This window comes from Synechococcus sp. CBW1006 (assembly GCF_015840525.1).
In the GTDB taxonomy this organism is placed as follows: domain Bacteria; phylum Cyanobacteriota; class Cyanobacteriia; order PCC-6307; family Cyanobiaceae; genus CBW1002.
On record NZ_CP060396.1, the window covers coordinates 3,500,097 to 3,520,167 of the forward strand.

The 20,071-nt window shown below is 67.0% G+C and carries 19 protein-coding genes; 5 read left to right on the forward strand and 14 right to left on the reverse strand.

The window, feature by feature from the left end; translation table 11 throughout:
• Positions 1–135 precede the first annotated feature (135 nt).
• Positions 136–1,461, reverse strand: coding sequence for a chloride channel protein (locus H8F26_RS17305; RefSeq protein ID WP_197156069.1), 1,326 nt, complete (start codon positions 1,459–1,461; stop codon positions 136–138).
• A complete protein-coding gene (gene recJ, locus H8F26_RS17310; RefSeq protein WP_197159312.1) occupies positions 1,461–3,395 on the reverse strand; it encodes a single-stranded-DNA-specific exonuclease RecJ in 1,935 nt (644 codons plus the stop codon). The genes H8F26_RS17305 and recJ overlap by 1 nt, the downstream gene beginning before the upstream one ends.
• Positions 3,396–3,450: 55 nt before the next feature.
• Here recJ and H8F26_RS17315 point away from each other — a divergent pair, with 55 nt between their 5' ends.
• From H8F26_RS17315 to H8F26_RS17325, 3 genes are read left to right on the forward strand one after another with little or no spacing between them, the layout of a single operon-like run.
• A complete protein-coding gene (locus H8F26_RS17315) occupies positions 3,451–4,206 on the forward strand; it encodes an HAD-IA family hydrolase (protein ID WP_197156071.1) in 756 nt (251 codons plus the stop codon).
• Between the two features lie 14 nt (positions 4,207–4,220).
• Positions 4,221–4,568, forward strand: coding sequence for a DUF565 domain-containing protein (locus H8F26_RS17320; RefSeq protein WP_197156073.1), 348 nt, complete (start codon positions 4,221–4,223; stop codon positions 4,566–4,568).
• On the forward strand, positions 4,565–5,665 hold the full coding sequence (locus H8F26_RS17325) for a hypothetical protein (protein WP_197156074.1): 1,101 nt from the start codon (positions 4,565–4,567) through the stop codon (positions 5,663–5,665). The genes H8F26_RS17320 and H8F26_RS17325 overlap by 4 nt, the downstream gene beginning before the upstream one ends.
• On the opposite strand, the gene rpmF is transcribed toward H8F26_RS17325, so the two are convergent.
• On the reverse strand, positions 5,629–5,805 hold the full coding sequence (gene rpmF, locus H8F26_RS17330; protein ID WP_197156077.1) for a 50S ribosomal protein L32: 177 nt from the start codon (positions 5,803–5,805) through the stop codon (positions 5,629–5,631). The genes H8F26_RS17325 and rpmF overlap by 37 nt on opposite strands.
• Before the next feature lie 268 nt (positions 5,806–6,073).
• Here rpmF and ftsH point away from each other — a divergent pair, with 268 nt between their 5' ends.
• The gene (gene ftsH / locus H8F26_RS17335; RefSeq protein WP_231605663.1) at positions 6,074–7,873 is read left to right on the forward strand and encodes an ATP-dependent zinc metalloprotease FtsH; all 1,800 of its coding nucleotides are present in this window, start codon (positions 6,074–6,076) and stop codon (positions 7,871–7,873) included.
• A gap of 19 nt (positions 7,874–7,892) precedes the next feature.
• Here the strand turns inward: ftsH and H8F26_RS17340 are convergent, their stop codons facing one another.
• The 4 genes from H8F26_RS17340 to thrC all read right to left on the reverse strand — a co-directional run bounded on the left by H8F26_RS17340 (position 7,893) and on the right by thrC (position 10,977).
• Complete coding sequence (locus tag H8F26_RS17340; RefSeq protein WP_231597928.1) at positions 7,893–8,276, reverse strand: PAS domain S-box protein; 384 nt, start codon at positions 8,274–8,276, stop codon at positions 7,893–7,895.
• Positions 8,273–9,259: a cupin gene (locus H8F26_RS17345; protein ID WP_231605323.1), complete on the reverse strand. Its 987-nt coding sequence runs from the start codon at positions 9,257–9,259 to the stop codon at positions 8,273–8,275. The genes H8F26_RS17340 and H8F26_RS17345 overlap by 4 nt, the downstream gene beginning before the upstream one ends.
• 105 nt (positions 9,260–9,364) lie before the next feature.
• The gene (locus H8F26_RS17350) at positions 9,365–9,640 is read right to left on the reverse strand and encodes a MoaD/ThiS family protein (RefSeq protein ID WP_197156080.1); all 276 of its coding nucleotides are present in this window, start codon (positions 9,638–9,640) and stop codon (positions 9,365–9,367) included.
• 38 nt (positions 9,641–9,678) lie between these two features.
• A complete protein-coding gene (gene thrC / locus H8F26_RS17355; RefSeq protein WP_197156082.1) occupies positions 9,679–10,977 on the reverse strand; it encodes a threonine synthase in 1,299 nt (432 codons plus the stop codon).
• Between the two features lie 158 nt (positions 10,978–11,135).
• Between thrC and H8F26_RS17360 the strand changes: the two genes are divergently transcribed.
• Complete coding sequence (locus H8F26_RS17360) at positions 11,136–13,982, forward strand: UPF0182 family protein (protein ID WP_231605325.1); 2,847 nt, start codon at positions 11,136–11,138, stop codon at positions 13,980–13,982.
• A 97-nt stretch (positions 13,983–14,079) separates the two neighbouring features.
• Here H8F26_RS17360 and fba read toward each other — a convergent pair whose 3' ends face one another.
• From fba to H8F26_RS17395, 7 genes are all read right to left on the reverse strand, one after another.
• On the reverse strand, positions 14,080–15,153 hold the full coding sequence (gene fba, locus H8F26_RS17365) for a class II fructose-bisphosphate aldolase (RefSeq protein WP_197156084.1): 1,074 nt from the start codon (positions 15,151–15,153) through the stop codon (positions 14,080–14,082).
• 199 nt (positions 15,154–15,352) lie between these two features.
• Entirely contained in the window at positions 15,353–16,486 is a 1,134-nt protein-coding gene (locus H8F26_RS17370) for a Gfo/Idh/MocA family protein (RefSeq protein WP_197156086.1), read from the reverse strand.
• Positions 16,487–16,521: 35 nt separating this feature from the next.
• Positions 16,522–16,929, reverse strand: a complete 408-nt coding sequence (locus H8F26_RS17375) for a hypothetical protein (RefSeq protein WP_231605326.1) — start codon at positions 16,927–16,929, stop codon at positions 16,522–16,524.
• Between the two features lie 6 nt (positions 16,930–16,935).
• A complete protein-coding gene (accD, locus tag H8F26_RS17380; RefSeq protein ID WP_197156088.1) occupies positions 16,936–17,814 on the reverse strand; it encodes an acetyl-CoA carboxylase, carboxyltransferase subunit beta in 879 nt (292 codons plus the stop codon).
• Positions 17,815–17,841: 27 nt separating this feature from the next.
• Complete coding sequence (locus tag H8F26_RS17385; RefSeq protein ID WP_231597932.1) at positions 17,842–18,696, reverse strand: A24 family peptidase; 855 nt, start codon at positions 18,694–18,696, stop codon at positions 17,842–17,844.
• Positions 18,697–18,712: 16 nt separating this feature from the next.
• Positions 18,713–19,087, reverse strand: a complete 375-nt coding sequence (locus H8F26_RS17390) for a hypothetical protein (protein WP_231597933.1) — start codon at positions 19,085–19,087, stop codon at positions 18,713–18,715.
• Positions 19,088–19,146: 59 nt separating this feature from the next.
• Positions 19,147–20,049 carry a phosphoribulokinase gene (locus H8F26_RS17395; protein ID WP_197156090.1) on the reverse strand — a complete coding sequence of 301 codons (903 nt, stop codon included), beginning with the start codon at positions 20,047–20,049 and terminating at the stop codon, positions 19,147–19,149.
• Between the last annotated feature and the right edge of the window lie 22 nt (positions 20,050–20,071).

Below are 20,071 nucleotides of genomic sequence, written 5' to 3' on the forward strand. Positions count from 1 at the left end.
GTGGGCCCTTACCGGAGAGGAGATAGCCCTAGGGAGGCGATTACTGAGTCAGGACTCCTCCAAATCCAATTCTATGTGCCAGCAATGCCGCGCACCGATGCAAGCGGTCTGGGCCTCAGACGATGCAACATCACTTCACGACGTAGCCTCGCTGCCTGCGTTCGAATTCGGCTGATCCAGGGCCGCCAGAGCGTGGTACACCGGCAATTTCAGCAACATCCGCCCTGCATAGGCCCCCAGGGCCCCTGCCAGCAGCAGGCCGGCCAGCAGCTGCTGATCTCCTGCCATGTGCAGGGCAAAGAGCATGCTCATCACCGGCAACTGGGTGGCGCCGGCCAGGGCCGCCACCATGCCAAGAGCCAGACCCACGTGAGGATCACCACCGAACCACTCGATCACCCCGGAGCCGAAGACGGCCCCCAGGGTGAAGGCCGGATCGATCAGGCCGCCTGGCACACCTGCCGCCAGCGGGATGATCGGGGCCACAATTCGCAGAACCAACAGCCCCAACCACCGCCAGCCGGTGGCAATGGGCTTCTGGTCATCGATCAGCAGGGTCATCAGGCGCTCGCCATCCCCGCCGCTGAGGCCGCCGCTGACCAGCAGCATCAGACTGACCAGAAGACCCAGCCCCAGCCCCCAGAGCCAGGGGTGGCGGAGCACCCGAACGCGCAGCTGTCGCGCTGTCGCCAGCAGCAGCGAGGCAAACGCCCCCCCCAGCAGTCCGGCTGACAGGCCGATCGGCACCGCCCAGAGCAGCAGTTCGGTCTCAGGGGTGGCATTGGCCACCACCCCAAGTCCGTAGAGCGGTTCGCCACCCCAATGGCTCATCAGGGCAGCGGTGGCACAGACCATCAAGCCCGGCCAGATCAGGGCCGACTGAAAGCGACCGGTGAGCTCCTCAGCCATGAACACCACCCCCATCAGGGGGCTGTTGAAGCCACCCGCCAAACCGGCTCCGGCAGCGATCGCCAATACGCCGCCAGGAACCAGCCCCCGCAGCAGCGCCGGGAAGCGACGGCGCAGGGCATGGGCCACACTGGCCCCCACCTGCACCACCGGGCCTTCCCGTCCCAGCGAGAACAGGGCGAGGCTGGCGACCGTCCAGAGCAGGGAGCGCCGCCAGGTGGGCGTGGCCGCCAGCAGCAGCTCCCGCCGCTCCGGATCGTGAAGGCTTTCCATCGTCTGGGGGATGCCCGATCCCCGCCCGTCCTTCCAGGGGCCCGCCTGCAGCACCAGCAGCAGGGGCATCACCACCAGCGGCACCAGCACCAGCGCCAGACTGGCGGCCGACCACGCCCCCCCGCCGAAACCGGGCATCCTCTCCAGCAGGCGATCCTGCCAGCGGTCCACCAGGTTCAGGGGCCAGCAGGCGGCCCCCACCATCAGGCCGAGAAATCCCAGGTCGATCAGATGGCGACCGAGATGCTGGATCTGGGCACGGGGGCTGGGGCGCACCATCAGGCCACCAGTCCCAGGGCCATCGAAGCCTCCTGCACCAGGGTGCGCAGGTACGGATGCTCGGGCCGGCTGCAGCCGCTATCCGCGTCGGTGAGGCGACCATCGGGGAGAGACAGCAGCTTCTCACCGGCGGCATTGCAGATCAGCACCGCCTCCCCCTGGCGGCGACATCGGTAGGTGCGATGGGCCCGTTGCAGCAGCACCTCCTCGGCACCGCTGGGTCGCAGGGCCACCAACTCCAGCTGCAGCCGTTCGGTCCCCTGCCAGCGGTTGTTGCGCAGCTGGAAAGCCACGTCCACCCGCGGTGGCACCACAGCCTCGCCCTGCCAGCGCCAGGCGATTGCCCGCAGGGCCGCCTCCCCCTGGCGCAGTTCCAGCTCGAGATGGCCACCACGCAGCAACTTCTGGCTGCTCACCTGGCAGTCCGCAGCCCAGAACACCGGCGTGGCATGGCCGATCCCGAAGGGCTCGAGCCGCTGCAGCTGCCGCCAGAACGGCCGGTCGATCCGCTCCAACCGCAGCAGCGCATCCGGCTCCACCACCGGGCCACCGGCCTGGCCCCCCAGCCAGGCGGCGGCGAGGCCATCGAGCCGCTCATGCAGGGCCGCCACCCGTTCGGCCAGCACCGTGAACCCCCCGGCGGCGGGATGGCCGCCATGGCGCTCCAGCAGATCGGTGCACTCCTGCAGAGCCCTGTCCACGGCAAAACCACGCGGGGCCCGCACCGAGGCCCTCAAGCGGCCGTTTCCCTCGCCGGCCAGCAGGGCCACCGGCCGGCCATAGCGCTCCACCAGGCGCGAAGCGACGATGCCGATCACCCCGTGGTGCCAATGGCTCTGAGCGAGCAGCAGGAAGTGGCTGCGATGGGGGCCATCGGCGTCGACCAGGGCAATGGCCTCGGCCTCGATGGCGCCGCAGAGTTCGCGCCGCTGGCGGTTGAGGGCTTCACAGTCACGCGCCAGCTCCAGGGCGCGATCAGGGTCGTCGGTGGTGAGCAGCTCCACCACCAGCTCGGGATCGCCGAGGCGCCCCACCGCGTTGATCCGCGGAGCGAGCTGGAAACCCACCACCTGCGCATCCACAGCATCGTCCTCCAGGCCCGCCACCCGCTGCAGGGCCTGCAGGCCGGCCAGGCGGCTGCGGCGCAGCTGGGGCAGGCCATCCAGCAACCAGCGCCGGTTCACCCCCAGCAGGGGCGCCATGTCGGCAATGGTGCCGATGCAGAACAGATCGCGGGCAGCGTCCAGGCCCTGGCGGCTGCCCATCTGCTGGCTGAGGGCCATGGCCAGCACGTAGGCGAGGCCCACCCCGGCCAGGCTGCGGAAGGGGGACTCGGGCGGCGTGCAGGCCGGATGGAGCAGGGCCAGGTAGGGCGGCCGCTGCTCAGGAATCGTGTGATGGTCGGTGAGGATCACCTCCACGGCCAGCTGGCGGGCGCGCTCAAGGGCCTCCGCGGCGGCGATGCCGTTGTCGACCGTCACCAGCAGGGCAATCCCTTCGCCGGCCAGCCATTCGACCATGGCGGCATTGAGGCCGTAGCCATCGTCCTGCCGACTGGGGATGGCGGCCATCGGCCGGGCGCCCAGGCGCTGCAGCACCCCCACCAGCAGGGCCGTGCTGGTCATGCCATCGGCGTCGTAATCGCCGCAGATCGCTAACCGTTCACCCTCGCGACAGGCCTGCTCCAGCCGCTGCACCGCCACGGCCAGATCGGCGAAATGGGCATGGGGATCGGGGGCTGCCGGTGGATCGAGCAGGGCCTCGATCGCGGCGGCACTCTTCAGCCCGCGGCGACGCAACACCGCCAGCAGCTCGGCTGGCAATGCCTGGCCATCCAGCGAGGGCGTGAGATCGCCTGCGGGCAAGGGCGGCGGTAGCTGCCAGCGTTGCTCGGGATGCTCAGGGAGCAACGGTGCGCGGCGAAGGCTCCCCATTCTGCGGCGCTGCCGCAGGCCTGGCAGCCTGAGGTCAGACGTTGTCAACCTGCCGATGCCACTGGAGGCCTTGCTCTGGGATGTGGACGGCACCATCGCCGAAACCGAGCGCGACGGACACCGGCCGGCCTTCAACGCTGCCTTCGCCGAGGCGGGCCTGCCCTGGCACTGGGATGTGGACACCTACGGCCGCCTGTTGGCGATCAGCGGCGGCCACGAGCGGATCAGCGCCTTCCTCACCGAGGTGGAGGGCGTCGCGCCGGACCCGGAACGGGTGCAGGCGCTGCAACGCCGCAAGCAACAGCACTACCGCCGCCTGCTGGGCGAGGGGCGGGTGGAGCTGCGACCCGGTGTGGTGCGGCTGATGAGGCAGGCGGCAGCAGCAGGGCTGGCCCAGGCGATCGTGACCACCAGCGGACGCGAGGCGGTGGCAGCTCTGATGGAGGCGCAGCTGCCTGAAGCGGTCAGCCTGCTTCCGGTGTGGATCTGCGGAGGCGACGTGACCCGCAAGAAACCCGACCCCGAGGCCTATCGGCTCGGCTGCGAGCAGCTGGGGGCGACGCCCGGCCGCAGCATCGCCCTTGAGGATTCCGTCAACGGTCTGCGGGCCGCCTGCGGGGCGGGGCTTACCTGCCTGATCAGCCGCAGCGCCTTCAGCGCGGCCGAGCCGGCCCAGGCCTTCGCCAAGGCCGCCGCCGTGGTGGATCACCTTGGTGAGGCGGAGCATCCCAACCGGATCGAGCGGGGGCCGACTTGCGTGCAGGGGGAGATCACGCTCTCCTATCTGCAATCGTTGCTGGATCCGGCCTGAAATCCGGCACGCCCATGACCCGCCTTCCCCTCAGCCAGACCCGCTGGCAACAGGCCCAGGACCGCTGGCTGCAGCAGCTGCGCGGTGCGGTGGCAGGAGGTTGGCGGGTGCGCAGCCTGGCCCTGCTGGCCCTGCTGATCGGCTTCTACCTGGGCCAGAACCTCACCTCCCTACTCCTGCTGAAGGCCCCAGGAGGGAGGCCCATGGTGGTGCTGGGTTGTGTGCTGGGGACCGAACTGCTGGTGCGGCTCCGCACCCGCTGGGTCCGGCAGGAGCCACCCCTGATCTGGGTTCTGGTTGACAACCTGCGGATGGGTGGGGTGTACGCCGTGGTGCTGGAGGCGTTCAAGCTGGGATCGTGAGTCGCGTCGTGACCGATACCGATTCCGCCGCCCCGCTCTGGCTACCGGAACCGGCCAGGATGTTTCCTGAACAGCCTTACAGAGACCTGCTGGCCATCGGCGGCGTCACTGAGCCGGTCAGCTGGGTGCAGAAGTGGAAGACCCAACTGGCGCACCTGAGCCCAGCGCCGACGGCCCATCCATCGCTGCTCTGGGGCGGCTGGCTGCCGCTGCTGGAACGCTGCCGCCAGCTGGTCGACAGCGGCGAACGCCATGTGCTCGGCCTGAATGGCCCGATCGGCGCCGGCAAGAGCACCCTGCTGGCCCTGATCACACGCCTCGCCCGGGAGCTGGACCTGCCGATCGCGGTGGCATCGATCGACGACCTCTATCTGCCTTGGACGGAGCGAAAGCAGGCCATGGCCGGCAATCCCTTCGGTGTGCTGCGCGGTCCACCCGGCAGCCACGATCCCGCCCTGGCCCAGGCTGCCATCGCCCAGTGGCGCCGGGGCGGAACGCTGGTGCTGCCCCGCTTTGATAAGCGGCTGCGGCAGGGGGAAGGGGATCGCTGTGGCCAGTGGCAAGGCGAACCGCAGCTGCTCCTGCTCGACGGCTGGCTCCTGGGCTGCCGGGAGATACCGGAAGCCACTCTTCAGGCCCTTCTTTCCAGCGAGAGCTACGCGGCCGAAAAAAGATTCGCAGGAACGCACAGCGCCACTGCTGATCGGCTGATCAGCCTCATCCCTCCGGGGTTGAGTGCGGAGGAACAGGCCTGGCTGCCGATCTGGAATTGCCATCTCAAGAGCTATCAGCCCCTCTGGCAGGAGCTGAGTGCGCTATGGCAACTGCGCCCCCAGCGCTGGAGCCTGGCGCGGCGCTGGCGCTTTCAGGCCGAAGCAAGGCAACGCCGACTGAGTGGATCGGCTTTACCGATGGAGCGTCTGGAGGGGTTGGTGCGCTCCTGCATCTACAGCCTGCCGCCCAACTGGTACCAGAACCTGTCCGCTGAAGCTGTGATCCTGCTGGACAGCAGACGCCGCTGCCTCTGGAGCGGTCCAGGCCCTCAGGCCGACTTCCATCCTCAGTCTGCGCTGGAGTCGTCGTCAGCAACGGGGTAGACGAAGCCCTGGGCACGGCCACTCAACACGGCTTTGCCGATCGAGAGGGCCTTCTGGGCCGCCACAACAGCCTTGCCCTTCCAGGTGGCATGGCGCTGATTGCGCTTGCCCTTGGAGGTTTTCTTCTTGGGAACAGCCATCCCTGGGTTTCCTTAGCAGCCAAACAACGATCTTCCGTGGTCAACTTGCCTTTCGTCAAATCGCTAAGCTCGTCTTCAGAACGAAGATCCCGTGAGCGCCAGCCCTTCAACGGCCTCCCCGAACGGGGATCCCAAGTCCAAACCCATTGATGGTGCCGCTCCTGGCGCCGCCTCTCCCTCCTCCGGCGCAGAGGCTCCGGCGAAAGCCGCCGCAGATTCTTCTGTTGCTCCTTCGGCTGCTGGCACCAGTTCAGGCCGCCCTGCCGAGCTGAGCTACAGCCAGCTGCTCCGGGATCTGGACAAGGGCCTGGTGAAGGACCTGGAGCTGTCGCCACGTCAGCGGGAGGTGCGCGTCACCTTCCAGGACGGCCGCAAGGAGTCGGTGGCGGTGTTCAGCAACGACCAGATGTTGCTGCGCGCCGCGGAGGAGGCTCGCGTGCCGCTCACGGTGCGCGACGACCGCAAGGACGAGGCCGCGGCAGGCCTGCTGGGCAACGTGCTGCTGGTGGTGCTGTTGCTCACAGGGCTGAGTCTGCTGCTACGCCGCTCCGCCTCGGCGGCCAACAAGGCGATGGGCTTCGGCCGCAGCCAGCCGCGGCTTCAGGAGGACGGCACCGTGACGGTGCGGTTCGAAGATGTGGCCGGCATCGGCGAGGCCAAGGAGGAGTTGCAGGAGGTGGTGACCTTTCTGCAGTCACCGGAGCGCTTCACCAGCCTCGGTGCCAAGATCCCCAGAGGTGTTCTTCTGGTGGGCCCTCCCGGCACCGGCAAGACACTGCTGGCCAAGGCGATCGCCGGCGAAGCCGGTGTGCCGTTCTTCTCGATGGCGGCATCGGAATTCGTCGAATTGTTCGTGGGAGTCGGCGCCAGCCGGGTTCGCGATCTGTTCCGCAAAGCCAAGGCCAAGGCGCCCTGCATCATTTTCATTGACGAGATCGATGCGGTCGGACGCCAGCGCGGCGCCGGCATCGGTGGCGGCAATGACGAGCGCGAGCAGACGCTGAACCAGCTGCTCACCGAGATGGACGGCTTCGAGGAAAACTCCGGCGTGATTCTGTTGGCGGCCACCAACCGTCCGGATGTGCTGGATTCGGCCCTGATGCGGCCCGGCAGGTTCGATCGCCGCATCACTGTCGACCTGCCGGATCGACGCGGCCGCGAGGCCATCCTGGCGGTCCATGCCCGCAGCCGGCCCCTGGGTCCCAAGGTGAGCCTCGGGGTCTGGGCCAGCCGCACCCCAGGCTTTTCAGGTGCCGACCTGGCCAACCTGCTGAACGAGGCCGCGATCCTCACCGCCCGCAGACAGCAGACCGTTCTCGACGATGCCGCCCTCTCCGATGCGCTCGAGCGGATCACCATGGGGCTGACGGTGGCTCCCCTGCAGGACGGTGCCAAGAAACGCCTGATCGCTTACCACGAGGTGGGCCATGCCCTGCTCACCACGCTGGTGCCCCATGCCGACAAACTCGACAAGGTGACCCTGCTCCCTCGGGCTGGTGGTGTGGGCGGTTTTGCTCGCATGATGCCCGACGAGGACATCCTCGATTCCGGCCTGATCACCAAGGCCTATCTGCAGGCTCGCTTGGTGGTGGCCCTGGGCGGCAGAGCCGCTGAGCTTGTCGTGTTCGGGGCCAGCGAAGTGACCCAGGGTGCCAGTGGAGATCTGCTGCTGGTCAGCAGGATCTGCCGCGAAATGGTCACCCGCTATGGCTTCTCCAGCCTCGGGCCAGTGGCTCTGGAGGGTGATGGTGCCGAAGTGTTTCTGGGCCGTGATCTGATCCATACCCGTCCGGGTTACGCCGATCGCACCGGCCGCGAGATTGACCTGCGGGTGCGCACGCTGGCCCAGGAAGCCCTCGATCAGGCGGTGTCTCTTCTGGAGACACGCCGCCCCCTGCTCGACGACCTGGTGGATCGCCTGGTGGAGGAAGAAACGCTGCAGGGTGAGGACTTCCGCCGGATCGTGGAGGCCTATGAATCCGCCGCCGCTTCAGCCGGTGCCGGCCAGCCATCGCCTGCAGTGGCCGAAGACATTGCAGCCTCGGTCTCTTCAGCCTGCCGGATCTGATCCGCCCTCACTGATCAGGTCAGCCCACGGTGGGCTCGGTGCCTTCAGGCAGGGGTGTGAGCGTGGCGCCGAAGCACCAGTAATCGCCACGCTTTTCGGCCACGATGTAGTGCTCCGACACCACTTCGGCGCCGGAGCTGCAGACCGTGCGCAGACGCAGGGGATGGTTGAGCACCTTCGATTCTTCAGTGACCTGAAAGCGTGAAAAGCCAAGGTGATGGGACAGTTTGAAGGCATCCGGCAGGATCACACTGAGCGGCTTGGCGACCAGGTCGGCCTGATGCCAGCCATACACCTGTTCAAAACTGTCGTTCACTTCCAGGATCAGACCCTGGTGATCGGCCAAGATGAAGGGATGCCCGGTGTGCCGCAGCTGCTCAATGCTGGTCAGAGTGTCGTTCAAGGAGCGGAAAAGCGGATGTCAAGGCTGCGCAGGTAAGTGTGCAGGGCGGCGTCCTGGATCGGCAGAAGCAGGGCGTCTTCGCCACTCTCGTTGATGTGACCGTGCCAGTGGCCCGGCGGGGTCACGAAGGCTGCCCCGGGCTCCCACTCCATGCGCAGGGGATTGCGGATCGTGCCATCAGCATTGAGCTCGGGCCCAGAGAGGGTGGCACAGCCCGGTGCGCAGGCGATCACCAGGTCGAGGGCCACCGACTGGTGGCGGTGGGGGGGCTGGATGGCCCCGGCCGGTACCAACCCATACATGGCCCAGAGGGTGTGGGTGACGGTGCGGCTCCTGGGCAGATCGCTGTTGGCCAGAAGCAGGCTGAGGCGGTTGCTGCGGGCGCTGCTGGGGTCGGCCGCCAGGGCCGCCAACTCCCGCCGCAGCCACTCGCCTGGGTAGTGGGTGGGCTCGAAGCGGGGCTGATCGGCGCTCACCCCCAGGTGGTTGAGCAGGGGCTCGTCATGGACCCAGTAGAGAACGCTCTCCTCCTGGGCCTCCAGCTGGGCCGCCTCACCGCAGGGAAGCACGAAGAGATCCCCCTGGCTCCAGGGCTGATTCAACGGACCGCCGTAGGCACCGGCTGGCCGCAGGCAATGGCCGGCCCCACGCCAGACATAAAACAGGAAGCTGGTGGCATTGGCCCCGGCGCTGATTGTTTCACCCGCCAGGATGCGGATGAAGTTGGCACTCAGGGCAGGACTGGTGGCCGGACCCCGACAACCCAGTTCGTCGCTGAGATCGAGGGGAAGAATGGCGCTGGGGCCGTTGGCGTGCAGCTCAGGCCCCCAGCGCCCCTCCGGGATCGGCTCGGTCAGGCCGCGCCGCACCGGATTGGCGGCCTGGCGGTAGTCAAAGAGCTGGGCCTTGCCCGCCGCCGCCATCGACAGGGCGGCGCTCTGATCCGGCTTCAGTGCCATGGGGGCATCGGGAGCTTGGGTCATGGATCCAGCTGCACGGAAGATGCGCTGAGCCTATGGACAATCCCTGCCCCATTGAGTGCTGGCAGGCACAGCTGGGCGCGGAAAACCATGGGCCTCCCCTCCTGGTCAGCCGCCGGCTACGGCGGGCACGATGCTGACTTCGTCGCCGTCTTTGAGTGGGGTGGCCTGGTTGTCAAGGAAGCGGATGTCCTCGCTGTTGACGTAGACGTTCAGAAAACGGCGCAACTTGCCGTTCTCGTCACACAGACGGGCCAGGATCCCGGGGAAATGGCCTTCGAGGGCCTGAAGCAACTCGTCGACACTGGTGGCGTCCACATCAACGCTGGCGGCGTTGCTGGTGAACTTCTGCAGGGGGGTGGGGATCAGAACCTGAATCGCCATGGAGGAAAGAAAGAAGAAACAGAGCGAAGAACGAGCGATCAGCCGATCGTGTCCCAGTCGGCCCGGTGCAGGGCCTGGGCCCGCTCCCAGGCACTGTTGAAGCTGTCGAGCTGGGCTTCGATCAGGAAGGGTTCACCGATGGCGGAGGCAATGGCTTCGGTGGTCTTGAGGCCATTGCCGGTGATGTAGGCCACGGTGGTTTCGTTGGGGTCGATCTTGCCCTGCTCCACCAGCTTCTTGAGCACGGCGATGGTGGTGCCTCCGGCGGTCTCGGTGAACACGCCCTCAGTTTCTGCCAGCAGCTTGATGCCCTCGACGATCTCCTCGTCGTTGACCGCGGCGATGCTGCCACCGGTCCTGTTGGCGATGTCGATGGCATAGGGACCATCGGCGGGGTTACCAATGGCAATCGACTTGGCGATGGTGTTGGGCTTCACCGGGGTGATGAAGTCGCGGCCTTCGGCGAAGGCCTGGGCGATCGGGGAGCAGCCTTCGGCCTGGGCGCCGCTGAAGCGCACCGGCTTCTCATCCACCAGGCCTACCTTGATGAATTCATCAAAGCCCTTGCGGATCTTGGTGAACAGGGAACCAGAGGCCAGGGGCGCCACGATGTGGTCGGGCAGTTGCCAACCGAGCTGTTCGATCACCTCGTAGCCGAGGGTCTTGGAACCTTCGGAGTAATAGGGGCGCAGATTGATGTTCACAAACCCCCAGCCATAGGTGTTGGCCACCTCGGAGCAGAGGCGGTTCACCTGGTCGTAGTTGCCCTTCACCGCCATCAGGGTGGGGTTGTAGATCAGGGTGCCGAGCACCTTGCCCAGCTCCAGATCACTGGGGATGAACACACAGCATTCCAGGCCGGCATGGGCGGCGATGGCGGCGGTGGAATTGGCCAGGTTGCCGGTGCTGGCACAGCTCACCGTGGTGAAGCCCAGTTCGCGGGCCCGGGTGAGCGCCACCGACACCACCCGATCCTTGAACGAGAGCGTCGGCATGTTGACACCGTCGTTCTTGATGTAGAGATTCTTGAGACCGAGCCGGCGGGCCAGACGGTTGGCCTTGAGCAGGGGCGTGAAGCCGGTGCCGACATCGATCGGGTCGCCTTGGATCGGCAGAAACTCGCGATAGCGCCAGATCGAGGTGGGGCCGGCCTCGATCGTGGCGCGGCTGACGCGGGCGCGAATCGCGTCGTAGTCGTACACCACTTCCAGCGGCCCGAAGCAGACGTCTTCGCAGACATGACGGGCGGTGGCCTCATAGGCGTGGCCGCATTCCTTGCAGCGCAGCCCCGTGAAGGTGGGCCCCGTCAGGGTGGAGCGGGAGAGGGTGACCGTCACGGCTACGACTGAAGCTCAACAGAGGCTATCAGCGGTTTCGAGCAGCCTGCATCAATCCCGACTTTGAGAGTAGGGATTTCAATCGTGACGTTGGCTGTCGCGCTGCTGGTGCTGGCTGCAACGCGCCTGCCTACGCTCAATCAGCGATCCGCGTGCCCATGACAACGCCGCGGCTGTCCGGCCTCTCCCTTCCCCAGCGCCTGCTCCTCTCTCTGGTGGTGGGGATGATGGGCGTGCTGCTGCTCTGGAGCTCAGCGCGCCTCTGGATCGAGTGGCAGTGGTTCGCCCAGTTCGGTTTCAGCGGCGTGCTTCTGCTGCGCTGGACCCTGCAGCTGGCAGGGCTCGGGGTGGGTCTGGCCCTGGCACTGGGGCTGCAGCTCTGGCTTCGTCATCTCTGGCGTCTGCCGCGCCTCGCTCCGGAGCGCCACACCCTGCCGCCCCTGGCCTATGGCGGCGTTCTGACCCTGCTGGCCGGGCTGCAGGTGGTGGCCCTGACCATTGCGCTGTGGCTGGCCCGGCGGTTGCTGCTGGCCCCGTTCGATCCGAGCCGCCTGCATGGCCTGATCGCCCTGGAGGGGCCTCCCTCCATGCCCATGCTGCTGGCGAGCGCCCTGGTCCTGCTGGCTCTGCTGATCCGGCCGATGGCAACGGCGCGGCTGGTGGCGGGTGTGCTGGGTGCCGCGGGAGCCATGGCCCTGGCTCGAGGCTGGAGCCTCTGGAGCGTGGCCCTGGTGGCCCGCGATGCGGGGATCACCGAACCCTTGCTCGGGGCCGACATCAGCTTCGCCCTGCTGCGTTTCCCCGCACTCGCCTTTCTGCTCACCCTGCTGAGCTGTCTGCTGATCGGAGGACTGGCCTGCGGACTCTGGGGTGTGCTGGCCCGGCCACCCCAGCTCAGCGATGGCCGTTTCGCCGGCTTCACCCCCCCCCAGCTGCTGGCCCTGCGCGCCCCCCTGGCGGCCCTGTCCCTGTTGGCCGCCGCCGCCTTCTGGCTGGGACGCCACCAGCTCCTGCTCAGCACCGTGGGCAGCGTGCCCGGAGCTGGCTGGTTCGATGTGCACGTCTCCTTACCCCTGCGCACCCTCGCCGCCCTGCTGGCGTTGACGCTGGCGGTGGTGATTCTGGTGCCCCTGCCGCGGCGGGGCCTGCGGGGGGCCGCCATCGGCTGCACGGCTCTCGCCCTGGCGGCCACGCCACTGGTGGAGGCCCTGCTGCTGCCGCTGGTTCAGCTGTTGGTGGTCAAGCCGCGGGAGCTCGAGCGGGAGACCCCCTACCTGGAGCGCTCGATCCGAGCGACCCGCCATGCCTTTCAGCTGGATCGGATCTCCAGTCGCAATGTCAACCCACGCGACCGGCTGACCCGCGCCGATGTCGAGCAGGGTCAGGCCACCCTGCGCAACATCCGCCTCTGGGACAGCCAGCCCCTGCTGGCCACCAACCGCCAGCTGCAGCAGCTCCGTGTCTACTACCGCTTCTCCGAGCCGGCCGTCGATCGCTACGCACTGCGCCACAGCCAGGGGAGCGGGCGGCAACAGGTGATCATCACGCCACGGGAAATGGATCAGGCGGCCCTGCCCACGGCGGCGCGCACCTGGCTCAACCGCCATCTGGTCTTCACCCACGGCAATGGCTTCACGGTGTCGCCGGTGAACACCAGCGGTCCGGATGGACTGCCTGAATTCTTCATCAGTGATCTGGGCGCTTCCACCCGAGTGCAGGGCAGTCGTCAACTGGGGATCAGCGCCGCAGCCGTGAAGGCCGGCATCCCGATCGGCCGGCCGGCGCTCTACTTCGGCGCCCTCAGCTCCCCCTATGCCCTGGCTCCGTCGAAGGTGGAAGAGTTCGATTACCCCCAGGGAGACGACAACTTCTATTCGCGGTACAGCGGCACCGCCGGCGTACCGATCGGCCATCCCTGGCAGCGGCTGGCGGCATCGCTTTACCTGAGCGAACCGAAACTGCTCAGCCAGGGGGCTCTGACCAGCTCGACCCGCCTGCTGCTGCGCCGCGAGGTGCGTGAACGACTTCGCACCCTGGCGCCGTTTCTCCGCTTCGAGAATGAGCCCTATCTGGTTTCAGTCCAACTCAGGCAGGATGGCCACTTCCCCCGCGCGCAGCATCAGTACTGGATCGTGGATGCGTTCACCACCAGCCGCACCTATCCCTACAGCGCCGCCGTGCCAGGCGACCCGGACATCCGCTATCTGCGCAATTCCGTCAAGGCTGTGGTCGATGCCTACAACGGCTCCGTGCAGCTGTATGTGAGTGAGCCCACTGACCCGATCATCGCCAGCTGGAGGCGTCTGTTCCCGGGGTTGTTTCAACCCCTCTGGAAGATGCCCGACGTTTTGCAGGCCCATATCCGCTATCCCCTGCGCCAGTTTGAGTTACAGACGACCCAGTTGCTGCGCTATCACGTGACCGATCCCCGCGTGTTCTACAGCGGCGACGACGTCTGGCAGGTGCCGATGGAGCTCTACGGCAACAGTCAGGTGCCGGTGAAGCCATATCACATCAGCGGCCAGGTGGCTGGCCGGCAACAACCTGAATTCCTGCTGCTGCAGCCCCTCACCCCCCTGGCACGCCCCAACCTGGCGGGCTGGCTTGCGGCACGCAGCGATGCTCCCCACTACGGTGAACTGGTGCTGCTGCGCTTCCCCAGCCAGACACCGATCTTCGGGCCAGAGCAGATTCAGGCCCTGATCAATCAGAATCCCAGGATCAGTCAGCAGTTCGGTCTCTGGGATCGAGCTGGTTCCCAGGTGATCCAGGGAAATCTGCTGGTGATGCCGGTTGGCGAGGCGCTGCTCTATGTCGAGCCGGTGTATCTCAAGGCGCGCAACGGCGGTCTGCCCACCTTGACGCGGGTGGTGGTGAGCGACGGTACTCGCATCGCCATGGAGGAGACCCTGGAGAAAGGGATTGAGGCCCTCCTCGATCCGCGTCGTTCCAACCTGGCGACCCAAGCGAGTCCTTCACCTCAGGCACCGATAGCTGATCCTTAGCCAGAGCGGCATGCATCCATGAAAAAAGGGGAGCTTATGCTCCCCTGGACCGATTCAATGTGACCTGCTTGTCAACCGGTGACGTACCGGGAATCAATCAGGCAGCCACGGCGGTCTTGGGATCGAGTTCGCCCTTGGCGTAGAGAGCGGCGTAGTAGTTGATGTCGCGCTGTTTGATCTTGCTGGCGTTGCCGGCACACCAGAACTGCTGGTAGCGATCCAGGCACACCTGCTTCATGTAGGCCCGGGCGGGCTTGTTGAAGTGGCGGGGATCGAAGTTGGCGGGATCCTTGAAGGCGGCTTCCCGCACGGCGGCAGTGAAGGCGAGGCGGTTGTCGGTGTCGATGTTCACCTTGCGCACGCCATTGCGGATGCCCTCCTGGATCTCTTCGACGGGTACGCCGTAGGTCTCGGGGATGGCGCCGCCGTACTTGTTGATCATGTCCAGCCACTCCTGGGGAACCGAGGAGGAGCCGTGCATCACCAGGTGGGTGTTGGGGATGGCCTTGTGGATTTCAGCGATGCGGCTGATCGCCAGCACTTCACCGGTGGGCTTGCGGGTGAACTTATAGGCGCCGTGGCTGGTGCCGATGGCGATGGCCAGGGCGTCGACCTTGGTCTTGGCGACGAAGTCGGCGGCCTCAGCGGGATCGGTGAGCAGCTGGCTGTGGTCGAGCTTGCCCTCGAAACCGTGGCCGTCCTCGGCCTCACCCATGCCGGTCTCCAGGGAACCCAGGCAACCCAGTTCGCCTTCGACGCTCACGCCGATGGCGTGGGCCACGTCGACCACTTCCTTGGTCACAGCCACGTTGTACTCGTAGCTGGCCGGCGACTTGGCGTCGGCCATCAGTGAGCCGTCCATCATCACCGAGGTGAAACCGTTGGCGGCGGCACCGAAGCAGGTGGCAGGGCTGTTGCCGTGGTCCTGGTGCATCACCACCGGGATGTCGGGATAGGTTTCCACGGCGGCCAGGATCAGGTGCCGCAGAAAGGCCTCACCGGCGTACTGGCGGGCACCGCGGGATGCCTGCAGGATGACGGGGCTGTCGGTCTCGTAGGCAGCCTCCATGATCGACTGCACCTGCTCCAGGTTGTTGACGTTGAAGGCAGGGATGCCGTAGCCGTTCTCAGCGGCGTGGTCGAGCAGCAGCCGAAGCGGAACGAGCGCCATGGATAGAACCTCGGATCGGTGGGTATGGGACTGGGTGACACCAGGGGACAGGTAGGGCCGTGCTCGGGTGGAGCCGTGCTCTGAAGGGGTCCGGCTCAGGAGCCGGGCCGGGGTCGGTCAACCCGCCTTGGTCTGGCGGCGAGTCTAGGGGATCCCCCTCAAGACCCAGGCCCTCACCAGTGCCGCTCCACGGCCTGACTCAGGGATCAAGCGCCAGGGACGCTTCGCCCGACGTGCCCTGCCGTGCCCAGTCGCAGCAACGCTGGCTCGCCACCGCTTCCGCCAGGCCCGGCAGCATCGGACGGCCCTCGCGGATCGCCTCGGCCCACCACTGCTGAATCCGCTGCACCGGTGCCACCCGGCCGTCCTCCCAGGTGCGGGCAAAGGCGAGTGACGGATCGGCTGGGAGCGGCCGCAGCGCCTCGCCCGGCCGGGCCATCCACAGCTGGAAGCCGTGCACATAATCGCTCTGGTTTGACGAACCCAGCACCAGGGTGGCCTCGCTGCCATAGAGCTCGATCCAGTAGCCCCGGCCCTGACGGGTCACCGAGGCCAGCGTCACCTGGGCCGGGGTGCGGACGCCAGAGGCGGTGCCCAGAACCATCTGCAGCAGGGCGATGTCTTCGGCATCCACCGCCGCCCGACCCTCGCCCGGCCCCGGCAGGGGACGCTCAGTGATGGCAGTGCTGAGCTGGGCCCGAAGGCTGCGGGTCGGGCCCACCAGCCAGTGGAGCGTGTCGAAGGCGTGAGTCCCGAGGGCGCCCAGCACCCCGCCGCCCTGCTCCACCTGGGAATACCAGGTCCAGGGACGCTGGCCATCGGCGCGGCTGCTCATCAGCCAATCCAGCTTCACCAGCCAGGGATCACCCAGCACCCCCTCTGCGATCAGGGCTGCCATCTGCTGAAACAACGGCACAGCCCGGTATTCGAAATCCACCGCCACACAGCAGCGTTGCCGCAGGGCAAGGCGCTGCAGCTCCTCGATCTGGGCCGCCTCCAGGGCCACGGGCTTCTCCAGCAACAGGTGCTTGCCCGCCAGCAGGGCGCGCCGGGCCAGATCAAACCGGGGGCCCGGTGGGGTGGCGATCACCACCGCCTCGATCTGCGGGTCGCCGAGCAGGGCATCGAAATCGGTGTGGCCGGGCAGTTCGGCGCGGTGACAGGCCTGCTCCAATCGCTCGGCCCGCGGATGCCACAGGGCCACCGGTTCGGTGAGAAGGCCACTGCGCAGGGCGGGCAGATGCACCGTCTCCCCGAAACCCAGACCCGCCACGGCCACCCGCACCGGCTGGCTGGAACGGCGGCCGCCAAGGGTCGACAGAGCTGGACTCATTGTGACAATCGGGAAGGGAGAGCGACTGGGGCCACTCAGGCGGGCAGGTCGGAGCCGGCGGCGCAGACGGCGTCGATCATGGCGTCGAGCAGCTGATCACCACCGGCTGGCTGCCAGTCGGCCTTGAATCGGGGAACGCCGTTCACGGCAGTGTCGCGGTAGAGCTTCTGACCGCAGTCGAGCTCCATCACATAGAGATCACCGAGGCGAGGGCGACCCTCCTCTTCCGGAGGCGGCAGATAGCGTGACAACACGCTGAGGTTGCCGTCACGGGTGCGCCGCAGGCTGCCCGCATCCCACCACTGCTTGCCCTCCTCGGTGGCGGGAAGCTCCCGCCAGTCGACAGAACCAGCCTGGGCCGGCAGGGCAAGCAGCAGCAGCAGGGCCAGGCTCAGGCCGAGGCGGCCCAGATAACGGATCCAGCGGTGCATCACATCGTCCATGGGGGCTCAGGACAGGGACAGACAGGTCTTGGGCGCATGCAGCCGCAGCAGGCTGGCCAGGGTGCTGCGCAGCTGGGGACGGGGCACGATCGTGTCCACGAAGCCATGATCCTGCAGGTATTCAGCGGTCTGGAAGCCATCGGGCAGCTTCTCGCGCAGGGTCTGCTCGATCACCCTGCGGCCGGCGAAGCCGATCAGCGCCTTCGGTTCGGCCAGGATCAGGTCGCCCAGCATGGCGAAGCTGGCGGTCACTCCGCCGGTGGTGGGATGGGTGAGCAGGGGGATGTAGAGCAGCTCGGCCCGGCGATGCCGCTCCAGCGCCCCGGAGATCTTGGCCATCTGCATCAGGCTGAGCATGCCCTCCTGCATGCGGGCACCGCCGGAGGCGCAGACGATCAGCACCGGCAGCTGGCGATCGGTGGCCTTCTCGATCAGACGGGTGAGCTTCTCGCCCACCACCGAACCCATCGAACCACCCATGAAGCGGAAGTCCATCACCCCCAGGGCGAGCGGATGGCCATCGAGGTGGCACAACCCCGTCACCACCGCATCGCGCAGGCCGGTGCTGCGCTGGCTGTCGCGCAGCCGGTCGGCGTAGTGGCGGCGATCCTTGAAGGCCAGGGGATCGGTGGGGGCCAGCTCGGTGTCAAGGGGCTCGAAGCTGCCCTCATCGGCCAGCAGCCGGATGCGCTCCTCGCTGTCGATACGGTGGTGATAGCCGCATCCCTTGCAGACGCTGGCGTTGGCCTGCAGATCCTTGCGGTAGGTGACCAGGCCGCACTCGGGGCACTTGCTCCAGAGACCATCGCCTTCATCGCTTTCCTGGTTGACGCGCACCACTGGTGCAGCCTTGCGGCGGTCAGCGAACCAGTCGAACAGCGACACGGGAAAACTCGGAGGATCCGATCACATTTAAGGACCGGGCCAGCCCAGCAGCTGCAGCCACAGGCCATGGCCGCCGATCCAGACGAGCACGCCACCGCAGGCCAGGAACGGACCGAAGGGAAAGGGTTGCTGCGGACCCAGCCGGCCCAGCAGGCGGGCCAGCCCGCCCACCACTGCTCCGCCGCCGATGGCCAGGGCCACGGCCAGGCCCAGACCGGTGGGACCGAGCCAGGCTCCCAGCAGGGCAGCCAACTTGGCATCGCCCAGGCCCAGGGCAGGGCGGCCGAGGAGCCGTTCGGCCAGGGCGCTGGTGCCCTCGAAACCCAGCAGGCCGATCCCGGCGGCGAGCAGATGCTGAAACAGCAGCGCCCGGCCCACCTCCTCACCCTGGCTGAAGCCGATCACCGCCGTGCAGGCCAGCCCAAGCAACAGTCCCCAGCGGCAGAGGGGCTCAGGCAGCCAGAGTGCGTCGAGGTCGACCAGCACCAGCGGGATCAGCCAGCTGACCAGCAGCCAGCCCGCCGCCACCAGCATCCAGGCGGCAGGGGCCGGCCCCAGACCGGCCGGCTGGGCAAACACCATCGCCACCCACAGGCCGGCGCAGAGCAGTTCGACCAGCAGATAGCGCGGGCTGATGCTGCGGCGGCAAGTCCGGCAGCGGCCGCCCAGCCAGAGCCAGCCCAGCACGGGCACGTTCTCGAACCAGGCCAGCGGGGTGCCGCAGTGGGGGCAGTGGCTGCCGGGATGGATGAGCGACTCCTGCCGAGGCAGGCGAAAGGCGACCACCTGCAGAAAGCTGCCCACGCAGGCACCGAGGACCGCGGCAAGCAGGGGCAGGGTCGAGGGCTCCATGATCAGGGGCGACCCGTTGCTGCTGAGCATGGCTGACGCGGCGGGTTCAGGGGCGCAGATTGGAGCGCGGATTGCGCAGCCGGGTGGAGGCAGTGCGGTTGGGCCGGCCCCGGATCATCTCAATCGGGACGAAGTGTTCCTCCGGCAGCAGCACCGGCAACTCGAACACCACCCGCGGCGGAACCGGAGCCTGCTGCCAGATGATGCCGATGGGTTCGGCCCCACCCGGGCACTGCTCGAGGTAGTGAAAATAGGCCCTGCGGGCGTCTTGAAACACCTGACGGCTATCGATCTGATCCAGCCGCAGTTCCGGCCGCGGAGACGAGCCAGTGGATCCATTGGCTCCCTGGATCAGGAAGGAGGGGGAAGAAGTGGCACGTCCGGTGAAGGGAATCGGCCCCACCTTGTCCGACTGATTCACCCACCTTAGAGGTCTTGGCAGGGGGTGAGACCAATCGTGCACCGGGCTTGAGCTGGAACTCAGGCGAGCGTCTTCTTGTCCTGGATCATGCGATGGATGATCGGGGTGAGGATCAACTCCATCGCAAAGCCCATCTTGCCGCCGTTCACCACGATGCTCGTGGGGCTGGACATGAAGGAATCGTGGATCATGTCCAGCAGGTACTGGAAGTCGATCCCCCACTTGTCCCGGGCTCCCTTGCGGAAGTGGATGATCACGAAGCTCTCATCCGGGGTGGGGATGTTGCGGCAGATGAAGGGGTTGGAGGTGTCCACGGTGGGCACCCGCTGAAAGTTGATGTCGGTGCGGCTGAACTGCGGGCAGATGTGGTTGATGTAGTCCGGCATCCGGCGCAGGATCGTGTCGACGATCGCCTCGGCGGAGTAACCACGTTCGGCGTTGTCGCGCGAGATCTTCTGGATCCACTCCAGGTTGGTGATCGGCACCACGCCCACCAGCAGGTCCGCCAGGGATGCCACGTCGTAGCCCTCACCAACCACACCGCCGTGCAGACCCTCGTAGAAGAGCAGGTCGGTGCCGGCGGGGATGGGTTCCCAGGGGGTGAACTGGCCGGGCTCCAGGCTGGTGCCGAGGCGGCTGTTGTGATCAGCGGCCTCCTCAACGGAGTGGAGGTAGTAGCGCTTCTGGCCACCGCCGGATTCGCCGTAGCTCTGGAACAGCTCCTGGAGCTTGTCGAACAGGTTGGCCTCGGGACCGAAGTGCGAGAAGTTCTCGCCCTTAGACAGGGCTGCCGCCATGGCCTCCTTCATGGGGCCGCGCTCGTAGCGGTGGTAGCTGTCGCCCTCCACCACCGCAGGCTGGATGCCTTCTCGCTCGAAGATGTGCTCGAAGGCACGCTTGACCGTGCTGGTTCCTGCGCCGGAGGAACCGGTGACGGCGACGACGGGGTGACGCTTCGACATCGGCGCGGACTGCAGAAAAACC